The organism is Halomonas sp. ALS9 (assembly GCF_001651035.1).
In the GTDB taxonomy this organism is placed as follows: domain Bacteria; phylum Pseudomonadota; class Gammaproteobacteria; order Pseudomonadales; family Halomonadaceae; genus Vreelandella.
Genome location: NZ_LXRG01000054.1, coordinates 525636 through 543102 on the forward strand (window position 1 = coordinate 525636; position 17467 = coordinate 543102).

Sequence of the window (17467 nt, forward strand, 5' to 3'; positions counted from 1 at the left end):
ACTGCTAGCGACTAATTTCGCGCCGAAATGGCGGCAGCGCATCCAACAGTGCTTGTCCGTAACGGCGGGTGATCACCCGTTTATCAAGTATTGTGATAGTCCCGCGGTCGCTCTCCTTACGAATCAAACGCCCGCAGGCCTGTACCAGCTTGATAGACGCATCAGGCACGCTAATGCGCATAAACGCATTGCCGCCCTGGCTCTCTATCCACTCCGCTAACGTAGCGCCCACCGGGTCATCGGGCACTGCAAAGGGTAGCCGCGTAATCACCACGTGCGTCAAATAGTCGCCGGGCAAATCGATCCCCTCGGCGAAGCTCGCCAAGCCAAAGATAATGCTCCCGTCGCCTTTATCCACCGCCGCCCGATGGCGCTCAATCAGCTCACGCTTAGGCAGCGCATCCTGGGCCAGCACCCGCTCTTTAACATGGGCAGGCAGCGCTTTATCCACCGCCCGCAGCTGAGCACGGGAAGAGAACAGCACCAGCGCTGCCTCCGTGTCGGCCAGTTGCGACACAAAGCTGACGATAGTGCTTTCGTGGGCGTCCCTATCGCTGGGGTCGGTGGCCTCTTGGGGGACACGCAGCACCGCATTGGCATAATCAAACGGACTGGGTAACGCTTGGTAGCGGTAGCGATTGGCCAAGCCAGCCCGCTCTTGAAGACGTTCAAAGCGCCCTAGCGCGGTCAACGTCGCCGAGGTAACCACCGCGCCGTGACAGCGCCCCCACAAGTGTTTGGCCAAGGTATGCGCCGCGGATACCGGACTGGCTGAAAACTCAATCTCCGGCTCACCGGCTACGCGGCTTAACGTGATCCAGCGGGCACTGGGCGCTTCATTAGCTACGTCCTGCTCGCTAAACGCCTGCCACAAGGCATGCGCCTCTAACGCCCGCCCGTGCAGCAGCGCCACCAACGGCAGCCAGGTTTCTGCCTGCTCACGGTCTAGGCCGGTCTGCTTATCGGGATCCAGGCTTTCACGCAGAATATCGCTGATACTCTCCAAGCAGCGCGCTAGCGAAGCAAACATCACCAATAGCTGCTGCGCCTGCTCACGCAAAGCATCGGGCACTTGGCCCTTCTCAAAGCGCGATTGATGGGTGGCCTCTTCATCAGCCAAACCGTTGGGCCGCCCCGCCAGCTGATGCCCCATGCTAAATACATCGCCCAGCGCAGGCTCCAGGTTGTGAATCAGCTCGGGTAAGCTGACCAACAGGCGCGCCACCGTGGGTTGAATAGCCAACGCTTGGTGAAGGTCAGTCAAACTGCTTCTCAGCGTTTTCAGCCAGCGCAAACAGCCGTGCACCGCAAAGCGGTGGGCAAAGTGGGAAAGCGCCTTCTCCGGCAAATGGTGACCTTCGTCAAACACGAAAATGCAGTCTGCGGGATCGGGCAGAATCGCGCCGCCACCCAGGGCCAAATCAGCCAGCACAAGATCGTGATTGGCGACGATAACGTCAGCATTTTCAAGCTCACGACGGGAACGAAAAAACGCGCAGGCACCAAAGTGCCCGCAGCGCCTACCCGTGCATTGGCGATGATCCACCGTTAGTCGCCGCCAGTGGGCGTCATCTATCGCCTCAGGCCAGTTGTCGCGATCACCCTCCCACTCTCCCTGGCCGTAAGCTTGGGCCATGTCGCTAGCAATGACATTGAAGTCGCTACTTTGGGTTTGCAGCGACTGCTCAAACAACGATAGCGTAGGGTTGGGCTCACTCCCCTCAAGCGCCTGATCTAAGCGCGCGACGCAGACATAACGCCCCCGCCCTTTGGCTAAGGCGTAGCGAAAGGCAAGGCCACTATGGCTGGCCAGCGAAGGTAGATCCTGGTTGAGCACCTGCTCTTGAAGCGCAACCGTCGCGGTCGAGATGATCAGCCGCTTGCCGCGCGCTTTGGCGATCGGCAAGGCGGCGAGCAGATAGGCCAGGGTTTTACCCGTACCAGTACCCGCCTCAAGCACACAGACATGGGTATCACTCGTCCGCTTACCCTCGCCGTCGCTCTCAATATTACCTAGCGTGCGGGCAATTTCGGCAATCATCATGCGCTGGCCGTAGCGTGGGGTCAGCTTAAGGGTGTCCACCACGCGACGGTAAGCGTCTTGAATTTCGCTTTTGAGGGCTGTATCGAGCATGCGACTTAGAGCATACCTTCCGGCGGATGCACGCAGGGCAGCTTGTCGTTGATATAGCGTTCGATTTCCGGCAGCGAGAAGGCATCCTCTTCACCGACGAAGCTAATCGAGACACCCTTGGCGCCAGCACGGCCGGTACGACCAATACGGTGTACGTAATCTTCCGGGTCTTCGGGCAGGGTGTAATTGATCACGTGACTGACGTCTTCAATATGAATCCCACGACCTGCTACATCAGTTGCGACCAGCACCTGAATCTCGCCTTCACGGAAGCTTTCCAGAGTTTTAATGCGCTGATTCTGGGGCACATCACCCGACAGCATTGCGGCACTGACACCGGCTTTTTTGAGCAGATCATCCAGCTTACGCACCAAATCACGGCGGTTGCCGAACACCATCACACGCTCAAAGCTCTCTTGCTTCAGTAGATTAACCAGCAAGCGCTGCTTATCGTCATCAGACACCATATAAACCCGCTGATCGATATCCGCCTGGTTCTCAACGGTGACTTCGATCTCGACGTGGGCTGGGTCTAACGTCCACTGACTGGCCAGGTTCAAGATGTCGTCGGTAAAGGTGGCCGAGAAGAGGAAGGTCTGGCGCTCCTCTTTTTTCGGCGTGTAGCGAATAATTCGCTTCACGTCGGGAATAAAGCCCATCGACAACATACGGTCGGCTTCATCCAGCACCAATACTTCGACTTCATTGAGGTCGATATCGCGTTTCTGGTGGAAATCCAACAGGCGCCCTGGCGTTGCCACCAGAATATCGATCTTGCTGCCCAGGCTTTCACGCTGCTTCTGGTAGTCCATACCGCCGACCACACTGGCAACATTAAGCTGGGTAAAACGTGCTAACGCTTTAGCATCTTTTTCAATCTGCAGTGCCAGCTCGCGGGTGGGCGCAATAATCAAGGCACGCGGTGCCCCCGGCTTTTGACCATTGGGCGTTGGCTCTTCCAGGAAGTAGGCCATCACAGAGATCAAAAAAGCCGCGGTTTTACCGGTTCCCGTTTGCGCTTTACCGACAATGTCGCCACCTAATAGCGTTTGGCGCAGGGCCTCGGCTTGAATAGGCGTGCAGTACTCAAACCCTTGGGCATGAATAGCGCGCATTATGGGCAGCGGCAGATCAAAGTCATGAAAGCGCCACTTGCCGGCCACGGCGGGCACCTGAAACTGACGAAGATCCCAACTCGACTGACGACGACGCGGTTTACGACGGCGACGCTTTGGCTTGCGGTTCTGGGCCGGTGCTGTGGTCTGTTCCGACTCGCTCATAGGCTGTCTATCTATCCATTGCTGTTGAGGTTAGGCATATTGACGTGCGCATTGTACCAGGGCTTGGCGATAAGAGCGCGTCCTGCTGTCGAAGGAGTCCCAAGGCCTGTTAGAATAGCCGTCAAATCGACGTAAGGAGCGCGACATGACGCGTAAGAAAAAAACTCGTTCACTGGCCGATAAGGTGACAATTCGTACCGGCCGACGCAAAGATTATAAAAAATGGCGCCACGACAACCCTGATCAAGTCGCCCCTTCGCGCCGTTTTGTGGCGAAAAAGCAGCAGCAGCGCAAGCTACAGGCAGTAAGAAAACTCGCCCGCCAGCAGAACGGGCAGGATATTGCCATTCACCCTGACAAAACTGACAGCGGCGCGAACAAACCGCAGGGGGATAACTCGTAATGCGTTTGGTTTCGTTCAACATTAACGGCATCCGTGCCCGCCTTCATCAGTTACAGGCGTTGATTGACACTCAGCAGCCTGACGTCATTGGCCTGCAGGAAACCAAAGTACAAGACAGCGAGTTCCCTATCGCAGACGTGGAAGCCATGGGTTACCACGTTTTTTATCACGGCCAGAAAGGCCACTACGGCGTTGCCCTGATGTGCCGTCAGGCACCCCAAGAGGTGTTTTACGGCTTCCCCGATGATGAGGAAGACGCCCAGCGCCGTATGATTGGCGTCCGCCTGCTGGGCGAAGACGGCGAACCGGTGACAATGTGGAATGGCTATTTCCCTCAGGGCGAAAACGTTACTCATCCGACCAAGTTTCCCCATAAAGAGCGTTTTTATGGCCAGTTAGCGCGACTGCTTAACGAACAGCATCGCCCTGACGAGCGGTTAGCCATTATGGGCGACTTTAACATCTCGCCGGAAGATCAGGACATCGGCATCGGTGAGGCCAACCGCAAGCGCTGGCTGCGCGAAGGCAAAACCAGTTTTCAGCCCGTTGAGCGCGAATGGCTTGAAGGCATTAAAGCGTGGGGGCTTAGCGATAGCTATCGGCTCTGCTATCCGCACAGCGATGACCGCTTTAGTTGGTTCGATTACCGCTCCAAAGGGTTTAACCAAGAGCCCAAGCGCGGCCTGCGTATCGACTATATTCTGGTCACTTCCGCATTGGGCGAACACGTTACCGCCGCGGGCATTGATTACGACCTGCGCAGCATGGAGCGGCCATCTGATCACGCGCCTACTTGGAGCGACTTCGCTGTAACGCTCAAGTCATAGCCCTTGAGACATCGCCCTTAAGCCATGACCCTTGAGACATCACCCTTAAGAAATAGCCCTTTCTTAGTTAAAACTGGCCAGCCACTGCTGCGCCTCATCGTCACCTAGCGACGAGGCGCGGGCAAAGGCTTGCTTTGCTTGCCCATCCTCACCCCAGGCGTAAGCGAGCTGACCATAAGCTCGCCAATCGGCGGCTGCTTGGGTATGCAGCGCTATGGCTTGCCAAGCATTCAAAGCCTTCCCAACGTCTTTAGCCTGCCGCCAGGCACTGGCAAGCAAACGTAGGTTAGACTCATCGCGAACAATATCGCCCTTGTTTAACGCCTGCTCTAAATGTTCGGCGGCACGGGCGGGAGTACCGCCAGCGAGATGGAGTTGAACCAACAGCCAAAAATCCTCCTGCTCGGTTAACTTGCCTAATTGCCATGCCGTCTCCCACAGGCCAGCGGCTACTCCCGGCTGACCTGCTTGTTGGGCAAGCCCGGCAGCTTGGCGCCAATCGGCAGCGTCACTTTGCGCGGCCAGGCCATCCAGCAGCCAGCCTAATGCCTGATCGCTTTGCCCTGCATTGCGATACACAGCAAGCGCCAGGGCCTGCTGAACTTCGTTTAATTCTGGCGTCTCATTAATCGCCTGCTCTAACCAGTTGGCGGCATCTTCCCAACGCTCCTGCTGCGCCAGCAGGCGGATTAACTGCCACGTAGTATCAATATCTTGCTGATTGGCTAACCACTCGCTGAGCAGCTCAATGGCATGATCACGCTGACCTGCAGCACGACGCAGTGAAGCCTCCTCACGCAGCCAGCGAGCTGCCTGGGCACCATCAACACCATTTAAGCCACGGGCAATCGCCAGCCGATCCGCTGCCTCAGCGTGCTGATCCTGGCGCGTCAAGGCACCTGCCGCCAATTGTTGGTAGAGCGCGCTAGCCCATTGATCCGCTTGGTTCCCCGGCGCTAACCGCTCGGCTTGTGCAGTTGCTCGCTCGACGACACTGGACAACTCCCCATCTTGGAGCTGCGCCTGAAGGGCGTTGAGATCGGCAATGACATCGCCTTGCAAGGCAGGGCCAGCAAGGGCAGCGGTCGACCAAACACTCAACAATAGAACACTTAAAAGATGCTTCATAACGCTACCTCAACTGAAACTCCATTCGCTGGGAGGCATTGCGCAACTGATCGCTGGGCTCAAACTGCCATTTAACAAGTGATTCCCGAGCAGCATCTTCAAATACTCGACGCGGCTGCGCATTAGTGATGCGAATAGAGGAAGCATCCACACTGCCGTCGCGACGAATAATAAACGTAACCTCTACAAACCCCTCTATACCACGGCGCTGGGCTCGGGGCGGGTAAATGGGCTTAGTCTGGTTAGTTGGCGTGATTCGACCAACATTAACTGGCTCATTCGAAGGTGCTGGTTCAGCTTGCGGCGCAACTTCACGCTCAGCGGGCTCGCTAGACTCAGCAGCGGTAGCGACGGGCGCTGGCTCAGCGGGCGCTTCCTGGGGCGGCGCTTCAGGCGCAGGTTCAGGGGTGGGCTCTGGCCGGGGCTCCGGCATCACTTCCGTCAGTTCGGGGAGCTCACTATCCATTTCAACCGGCTCAACGGGCTCATCCGGCAGCTCCACTTCCGGCAAGCTAATAGTGCTCTCAGCGACTGGCGGCGGTTCGGGGGCTGGCATGGGCGGCGGCGCTTGCTGGGGCGCCGCTTCAACAGGCTGCGGTGTGGGCGCCTCCTGTTCCGGCGCGACCTCCGGCATTTCAACCATCGTCATCGCCATACTCATAGTGAGCTTTTCGGGTTCCCGCTCAGGCGGTGCCACCAGCTGGGCCAACAGCCAGAACAAGCCCACCGCCAGCACAACGCCGCCTAGTATCGATAGCAGGTGGCGTATCATGACCCACTCCGGCTCGCTGCAACTGCCACTTGGTCAACCCCCGCTTCGCGCAGGCGATCCATCACCTCGATCAGCAGCCCAGTCGTGGATTCGCGATCCGCCTGAATAACCACCGAGCCATCATCACTCAGCATATCGGCTACCTGCTGGCCAACCCGGTGGGCATCCACAGGACTGCCATCGACCCACACCGCACCCTCGGGGGAAATCGCCACAAGCACTTGGGCATCCGGGCGCGGGGTGGCGGCGCTGGATTCAGGTCGCTCAATTTCGACACCGCTCTCTTTGACAAAGCTGGTCGTCACAATAAAGAAAATCAGCATGATAAAGACCACGTCGAGCATGGGGGTAAGATTCACCTCATTGCTCTCAGCAGCCGCATCTATGGAACGACGTCTACGCATCACTCTCCTCCAGTGCCCGCGCCAAGCGATCATGCAGCCGCTGGTCTTCACGACGAATGACATGCTCTAAACGACTAATAAATAACAGCCCTACCACGGCGATGGCCATGCCGGTTAAGGTCGGCAGCGTCGCCCGGGCGACGCCATCCGCCATAGCGCGGGCCTGATGAGTCTCACTCAACGAAAGGCTATCGAACACGCTAATCATACCCGTCACCGTACCTAACAGCCCCAGCAAAGGGCATAACGCGACCAACAGTTTTAACCATGGCAAGGGTTTGCGCAGCCTGGCGACCAGCGCCTCTGCCCATACCTGACGCAGCGTGCGGGCACTCCAACTGGTGTGGTCGCTGCGCGCCGCCCAACGCCGCAGCAATTGGCGCCGCGCTATACGCCAGGTAATCCGGTAGTACCACCAGCGCTCCATGGCCATGGCAAACACCAGCACAGCCACGACGGCCAAAACGACCAATACCGCACCACCCGCCTCCACTAAACGCTCAACGGGTTCGAGCCAGAGAGGAAGTGCAGACATGTTAATTCACCACGGCTGCGTGAGATTCCAGGTGATCCGCCAGAGTCGCACTCGCCTGCCCTTCAATCACGTGGGTTAAGTAGCGGCTGCGGCCTGCCAGCGCTGTTTGCACAAACAACAACGGCACGGCGGTAATCAGACCCAGCACGGTGGTGACCAGCGCCTGGCTAATACCGCCTGCCATTAGCTGTGGGTCACCGGTGCCAAATACAGTAATCGCCTGGAAAGTAACGATCATCCCGGTCACTGTCCCCAGCAGACCGAGCAGCGGAGCGATGGCGGCGAGCAACTTCACCATTGGCTGACTGCGCTCCAGCTTGGGTAGCTCGGCCAACACCGCCTCATCCAAGCGCGCCTCCAGGGCTTCTGGGGTTTGATGTTTATCCATGCCTTCAAAACGCAGCAGCACCCGCCCCAACGGATTATTGGCCCGCAGTTGATCAAGGGATTGCCGCTGGCGTTTAACACGTAGGCTCACCAGCACCAAATAGAGGTATTGGCCAAGGCCGATAATCATACCCAGAATACCCAGTGCCACCACTACGTAGCCAACATAGCCACCCTGCTGGAAACGCTCCCACAGACTGGGCTGCTGGGCCAAGGCTTCCAGCACGCTGCCCTGGGTAGGATCCACCGCCATCACGTTGCTTTCGCCCTGGTAGTAATCCGCCAGCAACCCACCAATGGCATTGGGCGTGCGCGCCAGCACGACCAAGTTGCCATCGCCTTCACCGCGCTCTAATAACTCGCTCTCGGTAAAGGCCGCGAAATCGCCTAACCGCAATAACTCGCGGGTGGCCACCTCGCCATTAGCATCGGCAACCGGCATCGAAAGCCGCTCGGCGCGCCCGCTGCGCGCGGTTAATGCTGCCAAATGATCTACTACGCCTTCCAACTGGTGACGCTCAAGCACTTCCACTTCATCCAAACGCGGTGGTAGCGAGCCTTCTTCCAGCGTCAGCAAGCTCTGTTCGCCGAGCGCATTGCGAATCTCAGAGCTATGCCGGGCAAGATTCGCCAGCAGACCTGAAAGCGCTTCGCCCTGCTCTGCTTGGCGCTCGCTAAGCGCGCTGGCTTGCTCTGTTTGCTCTGCCTGCTGGGCCTCTAGCGTTTCATGCTGCTGCAGTGCTTCTTCGTGCTCGGCGCGCGCCTGCTCCAGCGCAGCCTGTAGCGCCTGCTGATCATCCAGGAAGCTCATTAACCGCTGCTGGTCTCGCGCTTCAGCCGCCTCACGGGCTTCCCGCAGCGAAGTCGCGCTCTCGGTTTGCGCCATTGATACGCCACTGACCGCGACCAGCCCCAATACAACGCAGGCATAGCCAAGCTGACGCAGGGATAAGCGATTCACGGGCGGGCAATTAAACGCTAGGCTAAAACGACTCATGGTTGCTCTCCCTGCAAGTCATTGGCACTAATCGAGAGCGGCAAGGTTAATAGATCCGGAGCGCGCTGATCTTCCGCCATGCGCAGCCCACTGCGCACCTCACGCAGGTATTCGTCTTCCAGCGGCTGCCATGCACCGCTTTCAGCATCCCACACACCGCCTTCACGACCGTCAGGGGTTAGGTAATAGAAGCCGATACGCCCGATGCGCAAGAAGTCCACTTCACGCACACGGCCATCCTGACTTAAACGCCCACGCCAGCTGTCCATCGCCTGCCCATAGTCAAGCTCAACACGCCACGCTTCGAGCAGGCCATTAATCCGCTCGATGGTATTTTGACCCTGCTCATCGGGCTGACGCTCAACCCGCGCCAACCGCTCCTCACGTAGAAAAGGCAGGTCACGCTCGATCCACTGGCTAAGCTGCGCCGACATGTTTTGTTCGATCACAGGCAGCGCGGCTCGGGTCTCTTCCAACGTGTCCAGTGCAGTGGCCAGCCGCTGCTGACGTTCGGCCTCTTCCGCCAGGCGCCCGGTTAACGAGGCATTATCAGCCTTCAACTGGCGGGTTTCGCGCTCTAAACGGCGTAGCTCTTCCAACTGTTCGCGGGTTTGCTCATCGGCGGCATCAATTTGCTCTTGGAGCGCTGCCTGGGCCTGCTGGGCTTCTACACTTTCGGCTGCTTGAGCCACTGCTTGTTCACTTGCCACTAGCGTACCGCTGGCCAGCACTCCAGCTAGCCACCATCCACGCAAGGCAAAGAAAGGCCTGTTCAGCACGTCGACTCTCCGTCACTGAGTAGCGGGCGGCGGAAACCGCCCAACTAGAAACTAATTGGGTATCAGAACGATTTGCGTTCATATTTCACGCTGCCTAGCCTACCACTAATAGAAGAAATGACAATATTTATCATTAACAATCAGTTATTTTTGCCTTGCTTTTTATGAGGCATCTTAGTGGTCAGCCCCTCCACGCCTGCCTTCCATCTATTACGTTTCGTAAAGTGTACCTGAGCAAATCTTCATTATTCATAATCATTGGGTATCGCTAGCCTTTCCTTAGTAACAAACCCACTAAGGAGAGAATCCAATGACATCAAATACAACCACGATCCCTCATTTTCGCCCAAGCGTGGCAGCCCTCGGACTGCCCTTGCTTTTCATTGTAATGTGGAGCTCTGGCTACGTGGCTGGCAAAGCAGCCCTGCCCTTTGTCGGCCCGTACACCATGATATTTCTGCGCTTCGCTAGTGCCGCCTTGGTTCTACTTATGGTCGCCGTTGCAACACGCGCACCGTGGCCAAAAACGTGGAAGGAGGTTGGCCACATTGCGGTTGTCGGGCTGTTGATTCAAGCAATGCAGTTTTCGGGGCTCTATACCGGAATCAATCTCGGAGTGAGTGCTGGGGTTTCGGCTCTCATCGTCGGCACAATGCCCATTTTCGTTGCACTTGGCGCCAGCGTTTTCCTTTCTGAACGCATAAAGTCACATCAATGGATCGGGCTTCTGATTGGTCTAGCAGGTGTTGTGTTGGTCGTTTCGGAAAAGTTCTCTTTGGGAGAGACGACGCTTGGGGGATATATCGCGATTCTCTTCGCCCTGCTTGGTATCACGCTAGGTACGCTTTACCAGAAGAAATTCTGTACAAGCATGGATCTACGTACGGGAGGTCTCATTCAACTGAGTGTCGCTGCAACCTTTGCTTTCATTACAGCCCATACTCTTGAAGATTTGTACTTCCAAGTCACGCCCACTTTCTTATTCGCGACAAGCTGGATGAGTCTTGTGAACTCAATCGGAGCCATCAGCGTGCTTTACGTCATGATTCGTCGCGGCGAGGCGAGCAAAGTGGCCAGCCTCTTCTACCTCATACCCGGCATGACTGCCATTATGGCCTTTGTGATTCTTGGCGAAACGCTTCACCCATTAGCCATGATTGGCTTTGCAGTGGCCGCTTTCGGGGTCTATCTGAATAACCGCTAGTAGTTTCGCCTTGTTGCAGTCACATCGCGCATGGTACTTGGAGAGGTGCAGCTTCTGCTTCCTGTTGTGCAGGGTAGTCCCAGCAGCGCCGAATAAGCTGAATCAGCCACTCAAATTGGTCGAACTCAACGGTGGCAGCAGTTTTAATGCTAATTCGTACATCCGGCAACACAGGCAGTTGTTGCAAATTTACCGGAGAGGCTAGCCCATACTGCGAAGGGATAAGAGGTAAAGCGCTCACACCCAGGCCCGCCTTGACAGCTGCAAGTAGATCGCCTAAATCACGCGCCTCGTAGACTATCCGCCATAGCAACTGACTTTGCTTAAGCTCATTAATTTGAAGATCTCGCAGCATGCAAGGCGGGGAAAATGCAACAATAGGAATCTCATTACTGGATTCAAGCATAAAACCTGGCGCACCTACCCAGGAAAGGCGCCGGTCAGATAACCGGACGCCTTTTTGCATATCCGAATGCAGTGTTTCTGGACTGTCGACAGCAATGAGCATATCAAGCTGACCATCATTGAGCCTACGCTGCAGTTTTGTTGATCGCCCCAACTGAGGAATGATGTGAATACCCTCTTGCTCAAAACGCAAGGAGGCCAGCATGATCGGCAGGTAGTCTTGGGCGAAATATTCTGACACTCCTAAGCGAATATCTTTTGCCACCTTACGTTGCTGCCCGAGCTTAACGAAAGCTTCGTCGTTGAGGGCAAGAATTTGTCGTGCGTACCATAGAAATAGCTCGCCAGCCTCTGTAAGACGTCTTCGTCGCCCATGAGCATCGAAAAGAGCATTGCCAAGCTGCTCCTCAAGCCGGCGCACATGGTGAGAAACCGCCGATTGAGTTAGGTGCAAGGCCTGCGCAGCTTCAGAGAACCCACCGCAGTCGTTTATGGATACCAGCGTACGCAACAGCGTTGTGTCTAAATTAGCCTTACGCGCTGTTTTTATTACATCAGTCATGAGAGTCCCCCTTCTGCTCTCACATGGATGCTCTTTTATACGCTTTGGGGAGAATTAAATGCAACTAGACAACTGGTTTTGCAGTGGGGCTCATCAAGTAACGGTGATGGCATCGAGCCATGGCTATACGTTTAAGAAGCTGGTGAATAAGCACTAATTTACCACTACGTACTCTTTTGTCAGCGGCGCCAGAGGAAGCAGCCAAGCCTCTTCACGGGTTACCCATCTTGCTTCGGCGATTTCAGCCGCTGCCTCGACAGGCTCATCAATAACCAAACTAAACAGATGCGCTTCAAGCGCCATACCCGGCTCGTTGGCAGCGGGAGCGTTGTGCACGCCTAGCGGAATCAGTTGGTCTTCATTAACCTGCAAGCCCAACTCCTCCTTCAGCTCGCGGCACAGGGCCCTTAGAGCGGTTTCCCCCGCATCGATCTTGCCGCCGGGCTGCATAAAGAAAGATGTATTGTGCTTTCGCACTAACAGCAAGCGCCCGTCGGGGTCACTCACGACGGCAGCGGCGATCCTCAATACGTTAGCTTTGCTATCTGACATACACCCTCCTCTATGCCCATGACTTAATGCCCATAACCTCCGGTGGTATTAAAACGCCCAGTCGTCATCTTCGGTGGCAACGGCTTTGCCAATCACGTAGGAAGAGCCGGAACCGGAGAAGAAGTCGTGGTTCTCATCGGCGTTGGGAGACAGCGCCGCCATGATGGTCGGATCCACATCGGTGACGCTGCTGGGGAACAGCGGCTCGAAGCCCAAGTTCATCAGCGCTTTATTGGCGTTGTAGTGAAGGAATTTTTTGACGTCTTCACTCAGGCCGACCTCGTCATACAGCGACTCGGTATAGCGCACTTCGTTGTCGTAGAGTTCCAGCAGCAGCTCGTAGGCGTAATCTTTAACTTCCTGCTGACGCGCGGGTGTCGCTTCTGCCATTGCCTGCTGGAATTTGTAGCCAATGTAGTAGCCGTGTACCGCTTCATCGCGAATGATCAGACGGATCAGGTCGGCGGTGTTGGTCAACTTGGCGTGGCTTGACCAGTACATCGGCAGATAGAAGCCGGAGTAGAACAGAAACGACTCAAGAAACACGCTGGCGACTTTGCGCATCAGCGGGTCATCCGAGCGGTAGCGCTCTAATATCAGCTGAGATTTTGCCTGCAGCGTGGGATTCTCTTCACTCCAGCGAAAGGCATCGTCCACATCGCGGGTGGTACACAGCGTTGAGAAAATCGAGCTGTAGGAGCGCGCGTGCACCGACTCCATAAAGGCGATGTTGGTATAAACCGCCTCTTCGTGAGGAGTGCGTGCATCTTCCATTAATACCGGTGCACCAACGCTACTCTGAATGGTGTCCAGCAGTGTGAGACCGGTAAACACGCGAATCGTCAGCTGTTTTTCTTTTTCGGTCAGGGTGTTCCAAGACTGAATATCGTTAGATAGCGGGACTTTTTCCGGTAGCCAAAAATTACTCGTCAAGCGGTTCCAGACTTCCAGGTCTTTATCATCCTGGAGCCGATTCCAGTTAATCGCGTCAACCCGCGATAAACGTTGCATGGTATTCATATCACTCTCTCAAAGCCCGGCCATTACCGCCGGGCTAGCAAAGCTGGGTTATGGTCATAAAAGCTGGGTTACAAAAACGAGCACGTCGTTGCGATTACAGCGTGCAAGACACACAGCCTTCCACCTCAGTGCCCTCTAGCGCACTTTGACGCAAGCGGATGTAGTAAAGCGTTTTGATCCCTTTCCGCCAGGCGTAAATCTGCGCCTTGTTGATATCCCGAGTGCTTGCAGTGTCCGGGAAGAATAGCGTTAGCGATAGACCTTGATCGACGTGCTGCGAGGCTTCCGCGTAGGTATCGATGATCTTTTCCGGGCCGATTTCGTAAGCGTCCTGGAAGTAGTCAAAATTCGCCTCATCCAGGAACGGCGCCGGGTAGTAAACACGCCCTAGCTTGCCCTCTTTGCGGATCTCGATTCTCGCCGCTACCGGGTGAATACTGGAGGTGGAGTTGTTGATATAAGAGATCGATCCTGTAGGCGGTACCGCCTGCAGGTTACGGTTGTATAAACCGTGAGCCATGACCGAGGCTTTAAGCTCCTGCCAATCGTCTTGAGTGGGTAGCGCGATACCGCTGCGCTCAAACAGCTCACGCACTTTGTCAGTGCGCGGCAGCCACGCTTGGTCGGTGTACTTATCAAAGAAAGTACCCGAGGCATAGGTAGAGTCTGCAAAGCCTGCAAAGGTGTCCTTATGCTCAATCGCCAAACGGTTCGACGCCCGGATCGCATGGAAGGCAACGCAATAGAAGTAGATATTGGTAAAATCCAAGCCTTCATCAGAACCGTAGTAGATATGCTCTCGCGCCAAATAGCCGTGCAGGTTCATCTGGCCCAAGCCGATCGCCCGGGACTTAGCATTACCTTCGGCAATCGAGGGTACGCTGCGCAGGTTGCTCATCTCTGATACGGCGGTGAGACCGCGAATGGCAATTTCTACGCTGGTGCCGAGTTCGCCTGAGTCCATCACCTTGGCAATGTTCATGGAACCCAGGTTGCAAGAGATATCCTGGCCAACATGGCGATAACCCAAGTCATCGTCGTACTCGGTAGGCGTATTCACCTGAAGAATTTCCGAGCACAGATTGCTCATGTTAATGCGGCCAGCAATCGGATTGGCGCGATTAACCGTGTCTTCGAACATCAGGTAGGGGTAGCCCGACTCAAACTGCAGTTCGGCCAACACCTGGAAAAACGCCCGGGCGTTAATCTTGTGCTTGCGGATACGCGCATCGGCGACCATTTCCTGGTACTTCTCGGTGACGCTGATATCGCCAAACGGTACACCGTAAACACGCTCTACATCGTAGGGCGAGAACAGGTACATATCGTCGTTGCGCTTGGCAAGTTCAAAGGTGATATCCGGAATCGTCACGCCCAGGGAAAGCGTTTTGATACGAATTTTCTCGTCGGCATTTTCCCGCTTGGTATCCAAAAAGCGCAGAATATCGGGGTGGTGAGCGTTGAGATATACCGCCCCAGCACCCTGGCGCGCGCCCAGCTGGTTAGCATAGGAGAAGGCATCTTCCAGCAGCTTCATAATCGGGATGATGCCCGACGACTGGTTTTCAATACGCTTGATGGGCGCGCCTGACTCACGAATATTGGTGAGCAGAAATGCCACGCCGCCACCACGCTTGGAGAGCTGCAGGGCCGAGTTAATCGAGCGGCCTATCGACTCCATATTGTCTTCAATTCGCAACAGGAAGCACGACACCAGCTCACCGCGCTGCTGCTTACCACAATTCAGGAAAGTGGGTGTTGCGGGCTGGAAACGGCCGCTAATAATTTCATCCACTAGCGACTTCGCCAGCGTTTCGTCGCCCCGCGCCAGGGTCAGTGCCACCATGCAAACGCGGTCTTCGTAACGCTCTAGGTAGCGCTTGCCATCAAACGTTTTTAGCGTGTAGCTGGTGTAGTACTTAAAAGCGCCCAAAAAACTGGGGAAGCGAAACCTATACGCATAGGCCTGCTCGAACAGCGCCTTGATAAAGGCGAAACTGTACTGGGCCAGCATTTCTGCTTCGTAGTACTGCTCTTCTACTAAGTAATCGAGCTTTTCCTCTAACGAGTGGAAAAACACTGTGTTCTGGTTAACGTGCTGCAAAAAGTACTGGCGCGCCGCTTCGCGATCTTTATCCAGCTGTAGCTCGCCATTGGCCCCGTACAGGTTGAGCATGGCATTGAGGGCGTGGTAATCCAGCGTGCGCGCTTCAGAAGTAGCCGCAGGCCGTTTTGCCTCAACATTTTTAGGGGCTAAATCTGTAGAGGCTGTGTCTTTAGAGGCTAGGCTTGTCGTTTCCAAAACTCTTCTACTCCTTTGCGGACGTTGGCCACGTCGTCGTCGGTGCCAAACAGTTCGAATCGATACAGCAGCGGCACGTTGCACTTTTTGGCGATAATGCGGCCAGCAAGGCCATAGGCTTCGCCAAAATTAGTATTGCCCGCTGCAATGACCCCCCGCAGGAGGCTCCGATTATGCGTATCGTTGAGAAAGTGGATGACCTGTTTGGGCACCGCCCCCTGCTCACTCCCCCCACCATAAGTGGGGGTAATTAAAATATACGGCTGGGTGACACGTGGAACAGGCTCGTCTCGATTCAGCGGCAGTCGCTTTGCGGCAAAACCAAGCTTTTCTACAAAACGATGGGTATTGCCTGATTTAGTAGAGAAGTACACCAAACTGCCGGCCGCAGGCGCGAATGTGCAACTTGCCAGCATGGGGATGACTTAAGCCAGCGCTTGAATACGGTCTGGACGGAAACCCGACCAGTGATCTTCGCCTACAACCACGACGGGCAACTGGCGATAGCCCAGCGCTTCAACTTCTTCTTGGGCACCGGATTCAGCGGTAATGTCGATGACAGTGTAATCAAGCCCCTGCTTGTCTAGCGCGCGGTAGGTCGCGGTGCACTGTACACAAGCGGGCTTGCTATAAATTTGGATTTCCATGGCTATTTTCCTTTTCATAGCGGCGTTTTTCGGGTAGAGCACATCTAGTGCTCGCCCCCTCTAAAAGATACAACGCATACTATATATAGACCAAAAGAAAATCAATCCAAGCATATGTGGTATTTTTCATCCACAGGTTATTGACAGCTAATGCCCCGCATTATCCCCGGCAATAAAAAAACCGCCCACTAAAAAGTGGACGGTTTTTTCACAGCGCCGCAAAGCAGCGCGGCTAGCGGGTCATAGCAATATTAGCTAATCGCTGCTTGGTAACGACGCTCAACGTCTTCCCAGTTCACCACGTTAAAGAACGCAGCAATATAGTCAGGACGCTTGTTTTGATACTTCAGGTAGTAGGCATGTTCCCAAACATCCAGACCCAGCAGCGGCGTGTTGCCGTGCATCAGCGGGCTGTCTTGATTCAGGGTATTTTCTACCACCAATTTCTTTTCAGGGGTAACGGATAGCCATGCCCAACCGCTACCGAAACGACCAACAGCCGCTTTTTTGAACTCTTCTTTAAAAGTTTCCAGACCGCCCAATTCAGCGTCGATGGCTTTCGCCACATCGCCTTGGGGGTTGCCACCACCGTTTGGCGACATCATCTGCCAAAACATGGAGTGGTTAGCGTGGCCGCCACCGTTGTTGATAACGGCTTGGCGCTTGGCTTCTGGAACGCGATCCAGATTAGCGACCAGCTCTTCAACGGGTACATCTTCAAGGCCTGTGCCTTCCAGCGTGGCGTTCAGGTTATTGATGTAGGTTTGATGGTGACGAGAGTGGTGAATTTCCATCGTCATCGCATCGATATTCGGTTCGAGAGCGTCATATGCGTACGGCAGTTCGGGTAATGTATGCGCCATATCATCATCTCCTTGAGTGGCTTTCGTTGCTTTCACTTACTTATATGCGGTCAGCCCGCAGCTTTTTCAACCACCGAGGTGGTTTTTCTTACTCGTGTTGTTTTCTTACTCTTTGCCCCAGTACTTTAGTCAACTATTATCAGTTTACCTAATAGTCCAGGCTCAAAAAAGCCGACTTCTGGCGAAGCCGGCTTTTAGGACTTAGCTGCTCGACCACTTACAGCTTGCTCTCAAGCTCCGGCAGTATCTCAAATAGATCGCCGACC

General features: G+C 55.2%; 18 protein-coding genes. 3 read left to right on the plus strand and 15 right to left on the minus strand.

Annotated features, from left to right (window positions below):
• Positions 1-4 precede the first annotated feature (4 nt).
• Positions 5-2134 carry an ATP-dependent DNA helicase DinG gene (gene dinG, locus A6R74_RS03990; RefSeq protein WP_064233151.1) on the minus strand — a complete coding sequence of 710 codons (2130 nt, stop codon included), beginning with the start codon at positions 2132-2134 and terminating at the stop codon, positions 5-7.
• A 5-nt stretch (positions 2135-2139) separates the two neighbouring features.
• Positions 2140-3414: an ATP-dependent RNA helicase RhlB gene (rhlB, locus tag A6R74_RS03995; protein WP_064233152.1), complete on the minus strand. Its 1275-nt coding sequence runs from the start codon at positions 3412-3414 to the stop codon at positions 2140-2142.
• A 145-nt stretch (positions 3415-3559) separates the two neighbouring features.
• Between rhlB and A6R74_RS04000 the strand changes: the two genes are divergently transcribed.
• Positions 3560-3817, plus strand: a complete 258-nt coding sequence (locus A6R74_RS04000; protein WP_064233153.1) for a hypothetical protein — start codon at positions 3560-3562, stop codon at positions 3815-3817.
• On the plus strand, positions 3817-4644 hold the full coding sequence (xthA, locus tag A6R74_RS04005; RefSeq protein WP_064233154.1) for an exodeoxyribonuclease III: 828 nt from the start codon (positions 3817-3819) through the stop codon (positions 4642-4644). Before A6R74_RS04000 ends, xthA begins: the two co-directional genes overlap by 1 nt.
• A gap of 63 nt (positions 4645-4707) precedes the next feature.
• On the opposite strand, the gene A6R74_RS04010 is transcribed toward xthA, so the two are convergent.
• Genes A6R74_RS04010 through A6R74_RS04035 form a run of 6 tightly spaced genes read right to left on the minus strand, consistent with a single transcriptional unit; the run spans position 4708 to position 9646 of the window.
• A complete protein-coding gene (locus A6R74_RS04010) occupies positions 4708-5772 on the minus strand; it encodes a hypothetical protein (RefSeq protein ID WP_064233155.1) in 1065 nt (354 codons plus the stop codon).
• 4 nt (positions 5773-5776) lie between these two features.
• Positions 5777-6544 (minus strand): energy transducer TonB, encoded by a 768-nt coding sequence (locus A6R74_RS04015; protein WP_064233156.1) that lies wholly within the window; start codon positions 6542-6544, stop codon positions 5777-5779.
• Positions 6541-6948, minus strand: a complete 408-nt coding sequence (locus tag A6R74_RS04020) for an ExbD/TolR family protein (RefSeq protein WP_064233157.1) — start codon at positions 6946-6948, stop codon at positions 6541-6543. Before A6R74_RS04020 ends, A6R74_RS04015 begins: the two co-directional genes overlap by 4 nt.
• The gene (locus A6R74_RS04025) at positions 6941-7483 is read right to left on the minus strand and encodes a MotA/TolQ/ExbB proton channel family protein (RefSeq protein ID WP_007114786.1); all 543 of its coding nucleotides are present in this window, start codon (positions 7481-7483) and stop codon (positions 6941-6943) included. The genes A6R74_RS04020 and A6R74_RS04025 overlap by 8 nt, the downstream gene beginning before the upstream one ends.
• 1 nt (position 7484) lies before the next feature.
• Positions 7485-8867: a MotA/TolQ/ExbB proton channel family protein gene (locus A6R74_RS04030; RefSeq protein ID WP_240488155.1), complete on the minus strand. Its 1383-nt coding sequence runs from the start codon at positions 8865-8867 to the stop codon at positions 7485-7487.
• Positions 8864-9646, minus strand: coding sequence for a DUF3450 domain-containing protein (locus tag A6R74_RS04035; protein ID WP_064233158.1), 783 nt, complete (start codon positions 9644-9646; stop codon positions 8864-8866). The genes A6R74_RS04030 and A6R74_RS04035 overlap by 4 nt, the downstream gene beginning before the upstream one ends.
• A 310-nt stretch (positions 9647-9956) precedes the next feature.
• Here A6R74_RS04035 and A6R74_RS04040 point away from each other — a divergent pair, with 310 nt between their 5' ends.
• Positions 9957-10850: a DMT family transporter gene (locus A6R74_RS04040; protein ID WP_064233159.1), complete on the plus strand. Its 894-nt coding sequence runs from the start codon at positions 9957-9959 to the stop codon at positions 10848-10850.
• A 19-nt stretch (positions 10851-10869) separates the two neighbouring features.
• Here A6R74_RS04040 and A6R74_RS04045 read toward each other — a convergent pair whose 3' ends face one another.
• The 7 genes from A6R74_RS04045 to A6R74_RS04075 form a co-directional block, all read right to left on the minus strand.
• Positions 10870-11817: a LysR family transcriptional regulator gene (locus A6R74_RS04045; protein ID WP_064233160.1), complete on the minus strand. Its 948-nt coding sequence runs from the start codon at positions 11815-11817 to the stop codon at positions 10870-10872.
• Positions 11818-11970: 153 nt separating this feature from the next.
• Positions 11971-12369 carry an NUDIX hydrolase gene (locus tag A6R74_RS04050; RefSeq protein WP_064233161.1) on the minus strand — a complete coding sequence of 133 codons (399 nt, stop codon included), beginning with the start codon at positions 12367-12369 and terminating at the stop codon, positions 11971-11973.
• A gap of 48 nt (positions 12370-12417) precedes the next feature.
• A complete protein-coding gene (gene nrdF, locus A6R74_RS04055; RefSeq protein WP_007114779.1) occupies positions 12418-13389 on the minus strand; it encodes a class 1b ribonucleoside-diphosphate reductase subunit beta in 972 nt (323 codons plus the stop codon).
• Between the two features lie 94 nt (positions 13390-13483).
• Positions 13484-15691, minus strand: a complete 2208-nt coding sequence (gene nrdE, locus A6R74_RS04060) for a class 1b ribonucleoside-diphosphate reductase subunit alpha (protein WP_082906588.1) — start codon at positions 15689-15691, stop codon at positions 13484-13486.
• Complete coding sequence (gene nrdI, locus A6R74_RS04065) at positions 15673-16107, minus strand: class Ib ribonucleoside-diphosphate reductase assembly flavoprotein NrdI (RefSeq protein WP_064233162.1); 435 nt, start codon at positions 16105-16107, stop codon at positions 15673-15675. The genes nrdE and nrdI overlap by 19 nt, the downstream gene beginning before the upstream one ends.
• A 9-nt stretch (positions 16108-16116) precedes the next feature.
• Entirely contained in the window at positions 16117-16338 is a 222-nt protein-coding gene (gene nrdH / locus A6R74_RS04070) for a glutaredoxin-like protein NrdH (protein WP_008956787.1), read from the minus strand.
• Positions 16339-16589: 251 nt separating this feature from the next.
• Positions 16590-17201 (minus strand): superoxide dismutase, encoded by a 612-nt coding sequence (locus A6R74_RS04075; protein ID WP_064233163.1) that lies wholly within the window; start codon positions 17199-17201, stop codon positions 16590-16592.
• Positions 17202-17467: the final 266 nt, after the last annotated feature.